The sequence below is a fragment of the Kordia aestuariivivens genome (assembly GCF_014397005.1).
Lineage (GTDB): Bacteria > Bacteroidota > Bacteroidia > Flavobacteriales > Flavobacteriaceae > Kordia > Kordia aestuariivivens.
Genome location: NZ_JACGWS010000006.1, coordinates 67,703 through 84,592, shown reverse-complemented (window position 1 = coordinate 84,592; position 16,890 = coordinate 67,703). Strand labels below are relative to the sequence as shown.

Here is a 16,890-nt window from a genome sequence, read left to right as displayed (position 1 = left end):
TCTTTGAATTTTTGTGATGGTTTTATAAAATTAAGAACATTTTGTTTCGCTATTTATATCTACAGAAGCAGGCGTTCCAGAAGTAGTCACGGTTCCGCGTGATAATTTTGGATCTCCGTATTCAAAATCAACCTTAATGGCTTTATCTTCTCCATCTTTTTCATTTAAAAGTTTGTACTCTAAATCAATAGACCACAAGTTAAACGGTGATGAAGCGTCAGGTGGTACATCTTCTTCCCACTTTATGATAATAGTGCGTGTTTCAATTTCTCCAAGATTCGTAGTGATAGCTTCTCTTGCTTCTGGAGCTGTTGCATCTATTTTGTCAACACAATCAGGAATAATGGCTAAAATTCTGATAAAGTAGAGATTTTGTTCTGGGTCTTTATAAAACTCTACCATTGGATTGTGCGGACGTACACCTCGGTTTCTGAGTATGTACGGAGCTATATTATCTGTTTCACACCAGTATTCGACGTATTTGTTTTTTTTGGTACTCATTTTCATATGGTTTGTTAAAGTTAGTACTACAATTTAACAAAAAAAGAGGTTGTTTTTTACTTTTTTAGGGGAAAATGCAGCTTGTAATACATTGTAAGCCTCTTGTGATACAGAAATAACCACTTGTATAAGTTTTTCTCAAAAAGCGCTTTTCTCAATCCATCTTTGTATCAACAAAAGGCAGAAAGCGAAAAGCCTAAAGAGAGTAGCTAATCAACTTAAAACAATGTATTATGAGTACAATCACCGTAAAAAACGACAGCGAAGCCACATTATTATTTTCAATTTTTAAACAAGGAGGTGCGGGCATCCCATTTTATGCCGATTGGATTAAAGGAGGAAGTTCACAATCGATGAAAATTGGTAATTTTTCACGTGTAGGTGTTGGAGTACAAGCTCAAAATGGAGGCGTTTGGATTTCTGATCCTAGAAATGGACCTTCATTTAAAGCAGGAAAAACGTGTACGTTTACAATTACAAAAACAAAAAGTTAATTGCAGAACTTATTTTAAAATTTTCACCAGCATATAATGAAATAGACATGTTGGTGGAAACTTTATTTATACCCTATTTCTTCCGTCAACGGAATTTTACTTTTGGCAAAATTTCCAGTTCCGAAAGCAATCTCCCTGCCTTTTTCATCTACCAAACTGCTTTCAGCAACAAATAGATTTCGCGACTTGAATTTTAGTTTTCCAATTGCGGTAATCACGCCTTTGCTTACAGGTCGTGTAATGTTGATGTTGTATGAAGTTGTTAGGACAAATGCATCTTTTATAATAGAACTTACAGCAAAGAAAGCCGCATCATCCAAGAGTTTGAAATATACCGAGCCATGAATCGCGCCAAGCGCATGAAAATATTTTGGATCAATGGTCAACTTGATTTCTGCAACTTCATCATCAATGCGTATTTCTGTCGTTTCATACAATTGCGTATTCATATTTGCCGCCAAATACATCCGCTCTAACTTTCGGTAGTGTTCCATTGTATAAAATTAGTGAATTTTTCGTGTCAACAAGTGTGATTTTACGAAATAACAATTCTGAAAAGCACTAAAATGAAAACCGAATCATAAAGCTAGATATATTTATTCTTCGGTAAAATTTTAATCAATAACATCAACACAAACGAAATGATATATGTTGTAATTATAAACTGAACAAAGGAAAATAAAGCATCCGTAAAGTTGTGTACGCTAAAATAAAGTGAACCTATTTTGTACAAAATATAAAGGTATAGAATTAATAATCCTATAGATCCTATTACATTAAACGCCTCTATTTTTTGGCCAATGCTATTGGTGAGCAATGTTGTAATACTTACAAATGCCGTGAATAAAGACATGATGCATAAAATGATCGGAAAAACAGCATATGTGTTTGCAATTGCATTCCAGTTTTCGTGGGCTTCTACACTTTCAATAGTACCAATGACTAATTGATATAGATTGTAAATTACGTCGTTTAATACGTTGAAATTTGCATTAAGCGAACCATTTGGGTCAATAAACATTGCACTCACAACAAAAGGGATCAATAATAATAATGGTGCGCCAACCGTACAAATAAAACGTACAAAAGGTGTTTTGGAAGACAACATATAGTCTTCCTCTTTTACAGGTTCACCGTCTATATTGTCATCAAACATTCCTGAGATTTTCACAAAACCAGTAGTCGGAATCCAACCTAACGTATAATCCGTATGATTACGTTTAAATTTTAAAAAATAGGTATTACCTATGGTGATGAACATGCCAAAAGTTTCCACACGTACGCCAAATATACTTGCGAATGAGTAATGAAAAATATTAAACAGAAACATGATAATAACTGCGGCAATTCCGAAATATACAGGTATTGTTAGGAGATCCATTCTTTCGGGTTTTTTAAAACTTCAATCAATTTTGCTTCTTCACTTCCAACTTCAGGATGATGATTATATTTCCACTGAACCGTTGGTGGCAAACTCATTAAAATACTTTCAATGCGTCCGTTGGTTTTTAAGCCAAATAAAGTTCCTCTATCATGTACCAAATTGAATTCTACATAACGCCCGCGACGAACTTCTTGCCAATCTTTGTGCGCTTGTGTGTATTCTATTTCTTTGCGACGTTCTACAATAGGAACATAACTCTCTAAGAAGCTATTTCCAACTTCGGTGACAAAGTTAAATCGATCTTGCATTGAGAATTCGTCGGTTTCTTTTAAGTAATCAAAGAACAATCCGCCAACGCCACGCGCTTCATCACGATGTGCATTCCAAAAGTAATTATCACAGGTTTTTTTATGTGTTGGATAGAATTCTGGATGATGTTTGTCGCAAGCATTTTTACATATTTGATGAAAGTGTGTTGCGTCTTCTTTAAACAGATAATACGGCGTTAAATCTTGTCCGCCACCAAACCATTGTGTCACCACATTTCCTACTGCGTCGTACATTTCAAAATAGCGCCAATTGGCATGCACTGTTGGAATAAAAGGATTTTTTGGGTGTAAAACCAAACTCAATCCGCAAGCGAAAAAATCGCCTTGTTCCACCTTGAAGTTTTTGCGCAATGCTTCAGGAAGTTCTCCATGAACCGCCGAAATATTTACGCCACCTTTTTCAAAAATTGCTCCTTTTTCAATCACGCGCGTGCGTCCGCCACCGCCTTCTGGACGTTTCCACAAGTCTTCTTGAAACCTTGCTTTTCCGTCAATTTCTTCTATTTTTGATGTAATGGTGTCTTGTAATTGATGGATATAGTTGAGGAAAAGGTCTTTCATTGTTTTCTTTTTTGCGTAAATAACGCTGTGTTTTTTTAAGTTATGCAAATGTACTTTTTATATTAGAAATAATATAGCCTAAGTTTTAAGCAAAAAGAAGAAGCCATTATAGACTTCTTCTTTTTATAGAATACTTAGCGTTATTGATTTTCACAAGGTCCGTTGGCACAGGTTTTCGCGTCAGTCGGACAATGATCTCCTGGACAACTATAAGAAGTTTCAGAACGTCCTCCACGGATATTTTCTAAAGAGACAATGGTACTTTTGCTTAATGTTAATTTTGCTTTACTTTTTTTCATAATACTTATAATTTTGGTTAAGTAGTAAATATAAGTAAAAACAGATAGCTAAAAATCCGTGTTTAAGTTATTGCAGCGTTGTCTTTTTTTTATTGAATTTTTCAGGATGTAAAGCTTTTAAAGTTGTGATGGTTGAAGCAACTACGGATAATGGCAAAACGATCAAAATTCCAACAATTGGGATGAGTAAAATGAGCATGAAAACAATGCCGTTTCCAATGGCAATTCCTCTGTGATTTCGAACAAATTCAACACTTTTTTTGTATGGAAAGTAACGTTCTAAGGTATAATCCATGTTTCCAAAACCTGCATAATAGGCTTGTATAAAAAAGATAAGAAACAAGAAAACGATTCCAATAACGGGAATGAAACTGAAGATAAAAAACGGAATGATCCACAAGATTTCTACAATCAAATTTCGAATGTTAAGCCTGATTCCTCTTGCAAATGCTGAAGTTTGTGCCTTTAAACCTTTTCCTCTTTTGTGAATAGTTCCTAAAAAGTGTTGTTCTATTTTTTCTGAAATTGGACCCATAAAAGGCGAAACAATTGCCATGAGTACATGTTTGAAAATAACAATTCCTATTGCGAGAACAATCAAGCCACCAATGAAATGACTGATGGTCGTAACCGTTTGTTTTCCCCAGGTAAATCCCCAAATACTCGCAATGTAATTTCCAAGATCATCCGACAATCCGTATGCAGTAAAAATGATGAAAATACCCAACAAAAAACTAATCCCGATAGGAACCACAAAAAATCGCCACAAATTGAGCTTGTTCAGCAATGTATACGCTGAAAAATACGCTTGAATTCCGTTAAAAATATCTTTAATCATATCTGCAAGTTACAATTAATCTGAGAAATCTGTAGGGTCATACACATTATCAGTACTTGGGTTGCCTCTGTTGTATGTTCGTTCAATAGTTTGCATCGATTCTCCTATTTCTTCAGAAATACCCGATAAAAATATATCCGAAAACTCAAAGAGATCAAACAAATCAAAGTATTCATCTCTTACCTCCTCTTTGTGGAGCTTAATTAATGCGTTTATTTTTTCTAAGAGTTCAACAGATATATTTTTCAACAAGAAAAAATTTCCTTTTAAAAAAGATAATAAATGCAATACCTGCAATGGCGAATTTTCAATAATGTGCGGCAAATTTTCTTCAATTGTCACAAAATAACGTTGTATTTCATTCCTAACTTTTTCACCGTTTCTGTTTAATCGAAATATACTAAAGGAATCAAATGTAAATGAAAAAGAAAATAGATTTAGGATTTTGTGTTCTTTCAAAATACTTTTTTTCACCTTATTGTCTAAAGGCAGCTCGTGGTAAATTCGGAGTAGATACGAATATAGTTGAAAGTAACTTTGCTCATTAATAATCCCCAAAAAATAACTCTCGTAAATACTTTTACGGTACGTTGCAAAATTTTTATCTGTTTCAACAATAGTTCGCGCTCTTTCGTATGGATCACTTGGATGTAATCTGATGTTTTTATGTTGAATTGAAAGTACTTTCTTCAACGTCAAATCCATTGTAGTATATTGTATAATGTCTTTAAGATCGGTTTCTGTTGGCGCTAATAAAATAGCCGTAGCTGCGGGTTTTAAAACCGATAAATAATTGATTATTTTTTTGTCGAATTTTATATTTGCAATGGTATCAATATTCATGAACGGTCAAAACGATTGTTAGGCTATAAAGTACGTTCAAAATGTAAGACATCCATAATGTTTCCGTGAAAATCTTCGTGTCCATCTTTGACGCGTTTTGTTAAGATAAAATCGTGTTTTTCTGCAATGCGAAGACTGCCAGGATTGTCTTCTCCAATTCTTAGGATCGCTTTTTGTAGGTGTAATTCTTCTTTACAATAGTTTATTAATTGCCCAATTCCGGTTGAGGTAATTCCTTTTCCTTCATGTGTGCTGTCAATAAAATAGGCAAGTTCACATTCTTTTGTTGTCCAATGAATATTTTTAATGATTACTAAACCAATGGGCAATTGTGAAGTTGTTGTTACAATTTTAAAGGTGTAATTTTCTTTTTGTTTTGCTTCGCGAATTTTCTTCTGAACGTAATATTCTGTTGCGGTTAACGAGCAATTTTCTTTTGCTGTGATGGGAAAGTATTGATGCAATCGTTTCGCATTCGCTTGAATTAACTCAAAAAGTGGACCTGCGTCTTTTTCTTCCAATAATGATATTACAAATTGACCTTTAATGTGTATCATATTGTAAATGTAATCTAAAATCCATTTCAATAAAAAAATCCGTTACTTATCTAAGTAACGGATTGGTTTGATATATTTTGAATAAAACTGTTTACGCTTTATACTCTTTTACTGCGTCAATAAATGCTTTTGCATTGTCTAATGGAATGTTTGGTAAGATTCCGTGACCTAAATTAACGATGTATTTGTCTTTTCCGAATTCGTTGATCATTTGATGCACCATTTTCTTTATTTCCGCTGGTGGCGAGAATAAACGTGTTGGATCAAAGTTTCCTTGAAGTGTGATATTTCCTCCTGTTAAATAGCGTGCATTTCGTGCCGAACATGTCCAATCGATTCCTAATGCAGAAGCGTTTGACTGAGCCATATTTTGCAATGCAAACCAGCATCCTTTTCCAAAGGCAATTACGGGTGCGTCATCTTTTAAGGCTTCAATAATTTGATTGATATATTGCCAAGAAAATTCTTGATAATCCGTTGGAGATAACATGCCGCCCCAAGAATCAAATACTTGAACCGCATTGACGCCAGCTTTTACTTTTTCTTTTAAATATGCAATTGTTGTGTCTGTAATTTTCTGTAGTAATTGATGTGCAGCAATCGGGTTTGTGAAACAGAATTCCTTTGCTTTGTCAAAGTTTTTACTTCCTTGACCTTGCACACAGTAACATAAAATTGTCCATGGCGAACCTGCAAAACCAATTAATGGAATTTCATCATTCAACAATTCTTTCGTTGCTTTGATGGCTTTGTATACATAATCCAATTCCACCGTAACATCAGGAACAATTACGTTGTCGACATCTTTTTGAGTTCGCACAGGATTTGGCAAATAGGGTCCAAAGTTTGGCTTCATTTGCACTTCAATATTCATCGCTTGCGGGATGACCAAAATATCGCAAAATAGAATTGCCGCGTCCATTCCGTAACGACGAATGGGTTGCACTGTAATTTCACTTGCCAACTCTGGTGTTCGGCAACGTGTAAAGAAGTCATACTTCTTTTTTATTTCCATGAATTCAGGTAAATATCTTCCTGCTTGTCGCATCATCCATACTGGTGGACGTTCGACTACTTCTCCTTTTAAAGCTCTTAAAAATAAATCGTTTTTTAGCATGTTCTGGCTTTTTGCTATTAGCTATTAGCTGTTGGCTTCTTGCTTTTAGCCGTTTTTTATTCTATTTATTAATCCGTTGATCATTTTGTCATCATACGAAACGTCAAACTCATTCTTCCGTTTTCGGTGTCCGATTTTGGAATTGCATGTTGCCATTCGTCTTGTACTTCGTTTGTCATATAAATAAAAGATCCAGAAGGTAATTCAAAATCTTTTATAATGGTTTTATCTTTTATGTTTCGAAATCGTAATATTCTTGTTTCTCCAATAGAAACAATTCCAACGCCTGTGTTTTCTACTAATATATCTGTTTGATCAGAATGAAATCCCATACTAGATTTTCCATCTAAATAATAGTTAATCAAACAATTATTAGGTGCAAAATTCAACGTTTTTTCAATTAGATCAATAATTTCTTCTAATTCTTTTGTGAATGCTTGATACGGATAACTGATTTGAGAGTAATTATACGCTTCTCCATAACTAGCTGTTTTTCTGGCTGACATGCGTTCATCCCAAACGACATTGTTTTTTAAAAATTTAAACAACACGTCAGGAGTTGTGATAAAATCCGCTATGTATGTTATTCCGTTCATTTTTCAGTATTGAGTTGTTAGTATTTAGGATTGAGAGAAATCTCACTGCTCACTACTAATATCTCAAGTCTATTTTTATTTCAAAGCACTTCTCGATACAATTTTTATCAAAAATCACTCGAAGTGACGATTTGTTTATTTTACCTAATACCTAATACCTAATACCTAATACCCAATACCCAAAAGCTAGATATAATGCTCATTCACCAATTCAATCACGCTTTCTACGGTTGGTACTTTTGCGATGCGGACATCTTCAAAATATTGTGAAGCTTCTTTCGCTGTTGTTTCTCCAATACAAAAGGCAATTCCGTTGGCTTTGTTTCCTGAAATGTAACTTTGCACGGTTGATGGACTGTAAAACATAATGCCTTCTACACCATCTTGAAGCTTCTCAGCATCCAACATGGTTTTGTATGCGTGAACTTCTGTGACTTCGATGTGATTGTCTTCTAAAATTGTTGGCAAGGCATCCAAACGAATGTCGCTACAAAAATAGGTTACCGAAGTTCCACTGATATATTCAACTAAATATTCCGCTAGTTCTTTTGAGTTTCGTGCAGCTTTTGCAACTGGACCAATTTTTTTCTCAATGAGTTTTTTGGTACGTCTTCCGACACAATAAATATTCTGAAATTGCAATTCGGCAGCCGAGAAATTTTGCAATAATGCAGCTACAGCATTTTTACTCGTAATGACTACATTTTTAATCGGTTTACGAACTACTTGCGGTTTGATTCTATTCAAGCTAATTTTGATGAAATCGCTACTTTCGGCCACAATTCCTTCATTAAATAGTTGGCGTTGCGGTTCAGTCAATAACTTCGTAGAATATACATTGGTTTGTTTTCCTGAAGTTTTGATTTCTTCCATCAAGCGTTTTCCACCACGTTCTATGATGAAATCTGCACAGTATTTTGCCAATTCGTGATGCTCGCCAAGTTTGTCATAGCGACTTATGGAAATTTTCTTCGTTCCATCAACACTCAACAATACACCTTCAAGTGTAACTACTTCTTCTTTTATGTAGGCAATTGCGCCAATTGGAGCCGTACAACCGCCTTCTAGTAATCGTAAAAAGGTACGCTCAATCGTTGTGCAAATTTCTGTTTCTTCATGATTGATTTCAGCGCAGACTGCTCTTACTTCTTCATCTTCTTCAAGTGCTGTAATCATAATTGCACCTTGTCCGGGCGCAGGAACCATCCATTCTAGGTTGACAGCATCATCAGGTCGAAGATCAATTCGTCCCAATCCAGCGGCAGCGAAAATAGCACCATTCCAATGTTTGGTAGTTTCTAATTTTTCTAAACGCGTGTTTACATTTCCACGTAAATCTTCAATGGTGTGCGTTGGATATCTGTTGAGCCATTGTGCTTTTCGGCGTAAGCTTCCAGTGGCAATGACTGCATCGCGTTGCGATAAAAATTCTTCATTGTCTTTAAAAACTAATGTATCACGTACATTTCCACGTTTTAAAACTGCAGCTTGTACAATACCTTTTGGCAATGCCGTAGGAACATCTTTTAGTGAATGCACCGCAATGTCAATGTCATTATTGAGCATGGCAATGTCTAGCGTTCGTGTAAAAATGCCGGTAATTCCGAGTTCGTATAGTGGTTTGTCTAGTACTAAATCTCCAGTAGCTTTTACAGGAACTAATACAGATTTGTGACCAAGACTTCCTAAGATGTCTTGTACTACTTTAGCTTGCCACAATGCGAGTTCACTATCTCTAGTCCCGATTCTGATGATTTTACTCATATTGAGTTATTTTCCAATTGAAATACTTTTTGTATCAATGCTACACTTTCTTCTGAAGTTGTGCTTTCATCTTTGAGATGATTGGCGAAATGTGTAGTTATTTTTTGAATGATTCTGTTGCTGATGATTTCTGCTTGAGATTCGTCGAAATCACTTATTTTTTTGCGCTGAAAGTTGATTTCAGCATTTTTCATTGCCGTCAATTTTTGCTTTAACGCTTTGATTGTTGGTGCAAATTTTCGAGTTTCTAACCACGCAATGAATTCTGCTTTTACTTCGTTAATGATTGCTTCCGCTTTTGGAATGTGTAATTTTCTTCTTTCAAGCGTATCATCTGTAATTTGCGATAAAGCATCTAAATGTACTAAGGTTACATTCGCTAATTCCGTTACATCTTTAGAAACGTTTTCCGGAATTGATAAATCTAAAATGAGCAGTTCTTTGTTTGTATGAATGTCTTTTTTAGAAACAGTTGGCAATTGCGCGCCTGTAGCCACAATTAACACATCTGTTTTTTGAATCTCAGAAGTGATGTCTTCATAATCTTTTACGATTAAATCAAACTTTCCTGCAATTCTTTCTGCTTTGTCTTTGGTACGATTGATCAATGTGATTTGATCATTTTTCGTGTGTTTCACTAAATTTTCACACGTATTTCTTCCAATTTTTCCTGTTCCAAATAATAGAATGTTCTTTTCAGAAATATTGATTACATTTTTTAAGATATATTGTACAGATGCAAAAGCAACTGAAGTCGCCCCAGAAGAAATTTCCGTTTCGTTTTTGATGCGTTTGCTTGCTGTAATTACTGCATTGACCATACGTTCCATAAAACCGTTGATCAATCCAGCTTTTTGCGAAGCTTTGAATCCTTTTTTTAATTGTGAGATGATTTCAAAATCACCTAATATCTGACTATCCAATCCTGTACCTACTTTAAATAGGTGTGAAATGGCATCTTTGTTTTTATGAATGTATGCTACTTGTTCAAATTCTTCCGCAGTTCCGTTAGAGTTGTCACATAATAATTTAATGAATTGACACGGATGTTGTGCAAAACCGTATATTTCGGTTCGGTTACACGTAGAGATGATTAAGGCACCATCTCCAATATTTTCAACATTGATTGTATTGAGAATAGAAGCTTTCGCGGTATCGGGCAAACTAAACTTTCCACGAATATGAGCATCCGCTTTCTGATAGCTCATACCTACACAGTAGAAAGAATTTTGTTTTGATATATTATATTGCTTCATGGAGATTCTTAAATCGTTAACAAAAGTATCATTCAAGGATTAATAAAAATAACGCTCAAAGGACTTTTAGTATCGCTCTAAGTTTTTTATTTGCATTTCATTTAAAAAACTAGTGAAATGTTGTAATTTTACAGCAAATGAAGGCTTTTTAGGTGGTTTAACGTAGAATCATTCTAAATAAAGTGAAAACAGGTATTTCTACTTATGGAAGAAAAAAACAACGCTCAAAGAACTTTACAAGAGACTCAAGTGGAAGAAGGCTTTTATATTTTGAAGCTTCAAAATGAGAGCAATGATACTCAACAACTTGTGCGAGAAATTGATAGTAGTTTTATACAATTTCATTTTTGTATTAAAGGAGAATGCAAGTTTAATTTTAATAATGGACGCTATTCGTTTGATGTGTTGGATGAACATGCCTTATTGTTGTACAATCCGCAAACCGATTTACCAATTAATGTTGAGTTGAAATCAAAAACATGGTTGATTTCTTTGTTGATTCCTATTAAAAAATTCCATTCCTTGTTTTCGCTTGAAGCGAATTATATTCACTTTTTGAATGCGGATAAGAAAGATAAAAAGTATTACGATAATAAAGAAATTACGCCGATGATGGCAGTTGTGTTGAATCAGATGATTAATTACAACATGCACGAATCTATCAAAAAATTATACTTAAAAGGAAAAGCGTATGAACTGTTGAGTTTGTATTTTAATCGAAGTGAAGATGCCGATATTGAGCAATGTCCGTTTTTGGTGGATGAAGAAAATGTGCTAAAAATTCGTCGTGCAAAAGATATTGTTATCGCAAATATGGCAGAGCCGCCAGGATTGCAAGAGTTGGCAAATGAAGTTGGATTGAATATTAAAAAACTGAAAGAAGGCTTTAAGCAAATTTATGGTGATTCGGTATTTAGCTTTTTGTTTGATTATAAAATGGAATACGCACGCAAACTCCTAGAATCGGGAAGTTACAATGTAAACGAAGTTGGACACAAAGTTGGCTACAGCACGGCAAGTCATTTTATTGCAGCATTTAAAAAGAAATACGGAACTACACCGAAAAAGTATACTCAGGCAAGTGTGAATTAGTCTTAATTCAAAGATTGAAAATTACTTTTGACTTTTACATTTAAAATTTGATGTTTTGCGGTTTCCCTTTTTTTGCCACGAATTAAAAACCTCTGCTGCCATAAGGTCTCGATACAAAATCTTTTCAAGATTTCACTCGACCTGACGTTTTGTAATTTAAGTCAGTCTGAAAGTCCAATAATCCAAGCAGTGTAATAATCAAAAAAACCCCACAAACGATCGCTTGTGAGGATTTGTTACTTATTTTATTTTTACTGAATTAGTCTTTGTTAAAAGTTACTTTCCCGCTTTCCATATCGTACACTGCTGATACAATCATGATTTTCCCTTCATCTTCCATTTTAGCCATTGTAGGCGAAACTTCTCTAATGTTTTTTACCGTGCGCATTGCGTTATTTGTAATTACCGTATTGGTAAATTCTTCATTTTTTGAAGTTCGATCACCTTCTGATTTTGTCTCTGTAACAGCTGGCTGAATTTCGTTGATCAAATCAGCAAGTGAATTCATTCCAAGTGCTTTTGCATCCACATTATCAATGGTAGATTTTACAGCGCCACAAGCAGTATGTCCCATTACAATTACGACTTTAGAACCTGCAACCGCAGTAGCAAATTCCATAGACCCCACAATGTCAGCATTTTCAATATTTCCAGCTACACGCGCAACAAAAATATCACCAATTCCTAAGTCGAACACATCTTCAACGGGTACGCGGCTATCCACACAGGAAAGTACGATTGCTTTAGGAAACTGACCAATCATTGCTTTTCTACGCTGCATAGAGTGATCACGTTGTGTTAAATTATTATTGATGAAGTTCTCATTTCCTTTTTTCAGTCTCCCAATAATTTCCTCAGGAGTCATATTTGCTTGTTCTTCTGCTGTTAAAATACTTCCAACAACTCTTTCTTCTACGAGTTCTTTCTTAGTTTCCTTAGCAACTGGTGTAGTCTTTTTTGTTTCTTGACACGATGTTAAAAGTAGTGTTACTGATACTGCTAATAATTGTAATGAAAGCTTTTTCATACTGTTTCGTTTTATTTGTTATTTCTTAAGCAAAAATAAGAAAAACAACGATCAGCATATTCGTTATTAACAAATATTTAATAGCATTACTATTAAAATATGAAAGTAATGCTTTTTATCAAATATAGTTTCTCAATTGGAGATATAAACCAACCTAAAGTCACTACACATATAACTTAAATCATTAATGTGCGTTGCATGTAATTTCTATAAAATGTAATGTTGAAAATTTTAAAGGAAGCGTGTAGTTGATAGTCTTATTTGTAGTTTTTTGCCACGAGTTATAGATTCCGTGTCAAGCAAGGAATGACAATCCAAACCGTCACTTCGAGTGATTTTCTCAAGAAAATTGTATCGAGAAGTACTTCGGAACATAAATGTATTTTTTACATCTAAAGATTCTCGATACAATTTTTTATATCGTTTCACTTTATAAAAAAATCACTCGACCTGACGTTCAGTACTCTAAGTCAGTCTGAAAGTCCAACAATCCAAGCAGTCTAAAATTCTAAGCCAGTCTAAGAAGTCTATCTTCTCCCGCTAATTCGTTTCCGCTTTTTATACTTAACCAATTCAATAGCATCTTCAAACAATTCATCGTCAATTTCTTCACCGTAAATTCGTTCACTACTAAAGTTTTTGGTCACCAAATACGTTTTTGTGTTTAATGTAGGCGTTTTTAAAAACGTGATATAGTATAATTTTGCGCTGCTTCTATAGCGGTTTTCTTCTTTAATCTTGAAAAAGTAAATTGTAATTGTACCATCTTCATTTGTGACATCTTCCGCTTTTAGAAACGAAATTGTATCTTCTTCTTCGTCAAAACTTACACGACTGAGTAGTTTTGCTTTTGCATACCGTTGTTGTGTTTTCAACGGATCAGGAATGATGGAAAGCAAGTCTTTTGCAGCTAATTTCTCCAAGGTCGCAGCCAATGATTCCTCATTATAAATCGTTTTCTCTTTTAATGCTGGTGAAATCGGCTCGTTGTGTTCTGCCAACAATGTGATATACGTTGTTAACGCATTTCGCGCTTCCGTTTTAATTAATTTATGGAAGAAATCTTGAACCTTTTTATCGTTACGGAACGGAAATAATAATTTTACATAATTGTCCAACGCTCGGCTACTGCTATAATTATAGGACGATGATTTTCCTAAGTTTCGCTTGATTTCTATTTTGGCGTCATTCAATAACTGACCTTTATACTTTTTATAGATTTTTGGCTTGATGAGACTGCTATCGCTGAGTTGTGTTAACAACGAATAAATAGGTGTTTTATATTCTTGAATGCTCGAATATTTCAGCAATTCTGGAAATAAATCTTTCTTCAACGATAAGTTATTGATGCCAGTTCTAAATAATCTGCTGGTGTTTCTTGAATCTAACGGGAAATCTTTTTCCAACAAGGAAAGCACCAATGCATACGAAGCTTTGTCTTTCTGTTGTAATAACGATTTTAAGATGGTTGTTTGCGTTTTTGGCTTGTCGTAAGCTGCTACATACAATTCTTCAAAAAACGGATGAATTCGGTTGTTTTTGAGCTTTCCAAGTGACGTAATCAAATAGTTTTTGATGTTTTTCCGATCGTCTGGAAAATCGTGTTCTTTCAAGATGGAAATAATCGTATTTGCGTGCTTGTCTGCAAACTTTATTTTTGCGTACGATTTCAACACAATGCTGTCATTATTCTTGATTCCATCAAAGAAAATATCCGTTTTATCAACAAACACATCTTTTCCAAGTAATGTGTCTAAGGGTGTAAAAGTTTCGTAAAAATTCTGTACAAATTTAGAAGGTGATGCTATAGAATCTTCTAAGGTACTTAAGCCAAATAAAACGCCTTTTTTTAAGATGTTTTTTGTGTAAATTCGCTTCGTGCTTGCGGTATCTTTAAGAACATAAGTACTGATGAATGTGTCGTCTTTTTGAGTGTATTTTTTATCTTCAATCACAAAATTAAAAGTATAATCTTTTTCCATAGCACTCCACAAACTGTCTACATTATGAAACATTTGCAAATCATGATACTTTAAACGGCGCACATAGATTTTTTCATTACTTTTTGACGTATATACAATGTATTTTTTCTCTTGGTTGTATGCTTTTTTATCCGCTTTGTAGCGTCGATACGAACTGTACGAACGTGTAAAAGGTTGTTTGGTATTTGTCAATACTGAAAAATGTAACGACGTATCAACAACCGTTTTAAACTTTTTATATTTTGGTGTTTTTAGTTTGAATGAATTAAAATAAGTTGTTGCTTTTGCTTCGTGATCGCCAATATAACCGAGCAAATAATAGCTTTCATCTTTGATAATTGTTTTTAGATAAATTCGCTTTTTCGTGCTGCTATCAATAATTGCAGACGATTCATAACTTGTGTATTTGTAATCTGCAAACTTGCCATCAATCTTTTCAATGTCTAAATTTTTATAGAAATTATCGTGAATATATTCTGCTTCAAAAGCATCTTCTTCAATATATGAAATATCGTTATTAAACACTTCTTTAAAGAAATAATACTGATCGTTTACTTCGGCTTGTAACAACTTATTTCCAACGTTTTTTGTGTTGTCTGAAATGAAATTCGCAGGAAATAAAAATTCATACTTATTATATTCAGAAGTATATGTTTTCATGTCTTCCGATGTGGAACGAAACGTTATAGAATCAAAAATTTCTTTTTCATACTGCAATACAAAATCTTTCTTTCCACCAAATTTGATAATGATCATTTCCAACGGCGTTTTGTAAATATGATATTTTTGGTAATCGCCTTTTTTGGTTTTATTCACAATGCTAAATCCCGGAAACGGACTTGTCAACGCTGTTTTTGAAATAATATCACCCGGAATATCTTCATACAATAACGGATCAATTTCTTCGAGCGTAATTTTTTCTTCATTCGGAAACTGATCGTACGTATTCAAACGTGTAATTGTCAAATAAGCACCGTTTGTCATATCGGGCGCTAAGTAAAATTTTTGATCTTTATATACAAATTCGCGAAGTTCATCAAAGGTTTTTATCGTAATAAAACCATCGGGCGTACTGTACGTGTTTAAATAGGGCTTTACGTGTAAATCTTCTAAGGTTGTTTTTGATTTTAGCGCAAAATCAGTCTGTTCGGAAGTTAATGGTTTTACAGTATAACCTCTTTCTTCCAACATTTGCAACATGCCTTTTTCGCCTGCCAAATGTGCGGCACCAACGCCTGCAAAAACCGTTTTATGCTGCATTAAAGAATCCATCACAATGACCATATTTTCATTGCGTTTAAACAACATGTGTTCACGGTAAAATTCTGTATTTACAGCGGCTCCAATAGAATCGAGCAAATCAATTTTTCGATCTCGGTAGACATCTTCTTGTAAGGTATATCGATTTTCGTTTTTGAACATTTTTTGAACCCATTCATCGGGCTTCTTCTTTAGCATATTAAAAGCCGCACGCGATGTCAAATACTGTGATTCTTCAATATCTTCCAAACTAATAATTTGCTTATTATTCTTTTTCCCTGCCTGATAAATAAACATATCCAAATACGTTTCTTCCTCAAAATCATCTGCGCCAGCTTGCTTTCTGTATAAATATCCGTTGATAATTCTGTTGTCAAAACGAATAATACGTCGCACAATTTCTTTCTTAGAAAACTGCGTATTAAAACTCTTATCGTAAAAGTTTTTTCCATTGCCAGAAGCTCGTGTCGACGAACTGCTCATACTTTCATAATTGTGTGCCAACCACGTTGTCGGATCGGATTCTAAGGCTACAGTTTCTGCTTCTGCCAATGCTTTAAAAAACACATCATCTAAGCGAAAAGCTACTTTTTTACTCACGTGCATGGTTCCGTATAAAAAAGACGGTTTTTCCATGCCGTTTCCGGAAATTTCCCAAAGAAGACTTTGTTTATTTTCTTGAGATAAAAGTATAGACGTGCAAAACAGGAACAAGAATGATAGATAAAATTTCATAAAAACGGGTGAAAATTAAATGGTAACTATAATCGGTAATTTGTGTAACAATGTACTAAAGATATGAATTCTTTCATGTTAACAGAATCATAATACCATTTCTGTTTTGAAATCGGCATAAAGAAAGTGAATCTTTTTTTCTTTATACAAAATAGAAAAATAAAGCATAGCCTTAGTTACGTTTTCTTTTTATGTTGAAGGAGAAAGGAAAAAAGGACAGTTTACTATATTGATTTCAATGTAGAGATGGTATGC

General features: G+C 34.3%; 16 protein-coding genes. 2 read left to right on the top strand and 14 right to left on the bottom strand.

The window, feature by feature from the left end:
* Positions 1-30: 30 nt before the first annotated feature.
* Positions 31-501, bottom strand: coding sequence for a hypothetical protein (locus H2O64_RS11120; RefSeq protein WP_187562277.1), 471 nt, complete (start codon positions 499-501; stop codon positions 31-33).
* Positions 502-734: 233 nt separating this feature from the next.
* On the opposite strand from H2O64_RS11120, the gene H2O64_RS11115 reads away from it, so the two are divergent.
* A complete protein-coding gene (locus tag H2O64_RS11115) occupies positions 735-995 on the top strand; it encodes a hypothetical protein (RefSeq protein ID WP_187562276.1) in 261 nt (86 codons plus the stop codon).
* 62 nt (positions 996-1,057) lie between these two features.
* Here the strand turns inward: H2O64_RS11115 and H2O64_RS11110 are convergent, their stop codons facing one another.
* From H2O64_RS11110 to hemA, 11 genes are all read right to left on the bottom strand, one after another.
* A complete protein-coding gene (locus H2O64_RS11110; protein WP_187562275.1) occupies positions 1,058-1,489 on the bottom strand; it encodes a PaaI family thioesterase in 432 nt (143 codons plus the stop codon).
* 92 nt (positions 1,490-1,581) lie between these two features.
* Entirely contained in the window at positions 1,582-2,376 is a 795-nt protein-coding gene (locus H2O64_RS11105) for a site-2 protease family protein (protein ID WP_187562274.1), read from the bottom strand.
* Positions 2,364-3,269 carry an oxygen-dependent coproporphyrinogen oxidase gene (gene hemF, locus H2O64_RS11100; RefSeq protein ID WP_187562273.1) on the bottom strand — a complete coding sequence of 302 codons (906 nt, stop codon included), beginning with the start codon at positions 3,267-3,269 and terminating at the stop codon, positions 2,364-2,366. The genes H2O64_RS11105 and hemF overlap by 13 nt, the downstream gene beginning before the upstream one ends.
* Before the next feature lie 140 nt (positions 3,270-3,409).
* Positions 3,410-3,568 carry a hypothetical protein gene (locus tag H2O64_RS11095; protein WP_187562272.1) on the bottom strand — a complete coding sequence of 53 codons (159 nt, stop codon included), beginning with the start codon at positions 3,566-3,568 and terminating at the stop codon, positions 3,410-3,412.
* Positions 3,569-3,635: 67 nt separating this feature from the next.
* Positions 3,636-4,406 (bottom strand): EI24 domain-containing protein, encoded by a 771-nt coding sequence (locus H2O64_RS11090; RefSeq protein WP_187562271.1) that lies wholly within the window; start codon positions 4,404-4,406, stop codon positions 3,636-3,638.
* 15 nt (positions 4,407-4,421) lie between these two features.
* Complete coding sequence (locus H2O64_RS11085; RefSeq protein ID WP_187562270.1) at positions 4,422-5,249, bottom strand: hypothetical protein; 828 nt, start codon at positions 5,247-5,249, stop codon at positions 4,422-4,424.
* 23 nt (positions 5,250-5,272) lie between these two features.
* Positions 5,273-5,806 carry a GNAT family N-acetyltransferase gene (locus tag H2O64_RS11080; RefSeq protein WP_187562269.1) on the bottom strand — a complete coding sequence of 178 codons (534 nt, stop codon included), beginning with the start codon at positions 5,804-5,806 and terminating at the stop codon, positions 5,273-5,275.
* 91 nt (positions 5,807-5,897) lie between these two features.
* Positions 5,898-6,923: a uroporphyrinogen decarboxylase gene (hemE, locus tag H2O64_RS11075; protein ID WP_187562268.1), complete on the bottom strand. Its 1,026-nt coding sequence runs from the start codon at positions 6,921-6,923 to the stop codon at positions 5,898-5,900.
* Between the two features lie 80 nt (positions 6,924-7,003).
* A complete protein-coding gene (locus tag H2O64_RS11070) occupies positions 7,004-7,519 on the bottom strand; it encodes an alpha-ketoglutarate-dependent dioxygenase AlkB (RefSeq protein ID WP_187562267.1) in 516 nt (171 codons plus the stop codon).
* Positions 7,520-7,705: 186 nt separating this feature from the next.
* Positions 7,706-9,283, bottom strand: coding sequence for a hydroxymethylbilane synthase (hemC, locus tag H2O64_RS11065; protein ID WP_187562266.1), 1,578 nt, complete (start codon positions 9,281-9,283; stop codon positions 7,706-7,708).
* Positions 9,280-10,539: a glutamyl-tRNA reductase gene (gene hemA / locus H2O64_RS11060; RefSeq protein ID WP_187562265.1), complete on the bottom strand. Its 1,260-nt coding sequence runs from the start codon at positions 10,537-10,539 to the stop codon at positions 9,280-9,282. The genes hemC and hemA overlap by 4 nt, the downstream gene beginning before the upstream one ends.
* A 204-nt stretch (positions 10,540-10,743) precedes the next feature.
* Here hemA and H2O64_RS11055 point away from each other — a divergent pair, with 204 nt between their 5' ends.
* The gene (locus H2O64_RS11055) at positions 10,744-11,631 is read left to right on the top strand and encodes a helix-turn-helix transcriptional regulator (RefSeq protein ID WP_187562264.1); all 888 of its coding nucleotides are present in this window, start codon (positions 10,744-10,746) and stop codon (positions 11,629-11,631) included.
* Between the two features lie 259 nt (positions 11,632-11,890).
* On the opposite strand, the gene H2O64_RS11050 is transcribed toward H2O64_RS11055, so the two are convergent.
* Both H2O64_RS11050 and H2O64_RS11045 read right to left on the bottom strand, forming a co-directional pair.
* Complete coding sequence (locus H2O64_RS11050) at positions 11,891-12,658, bottom strand: carbonic anhydrase family protein (protein ID WP_187562263.1); 768 nt, start codon at positions 12,656-12,658, stop codon at positions 11,891-11,893.
* Between the two features lie 527 nt (positions 12,659-13,185).
* Positions 13,186-16,635, bottom strand: a complete 3,450-nt coding sequence (locus H2O64_RS11045; protein ID WP_187562262.1) for a TraB/GumN family protein — start codon at positions 16,633-16,635, stop codon at positions 13,186-13,188.
* Positions 16,636-16,890: the final 255 nt, after the last annotated feature.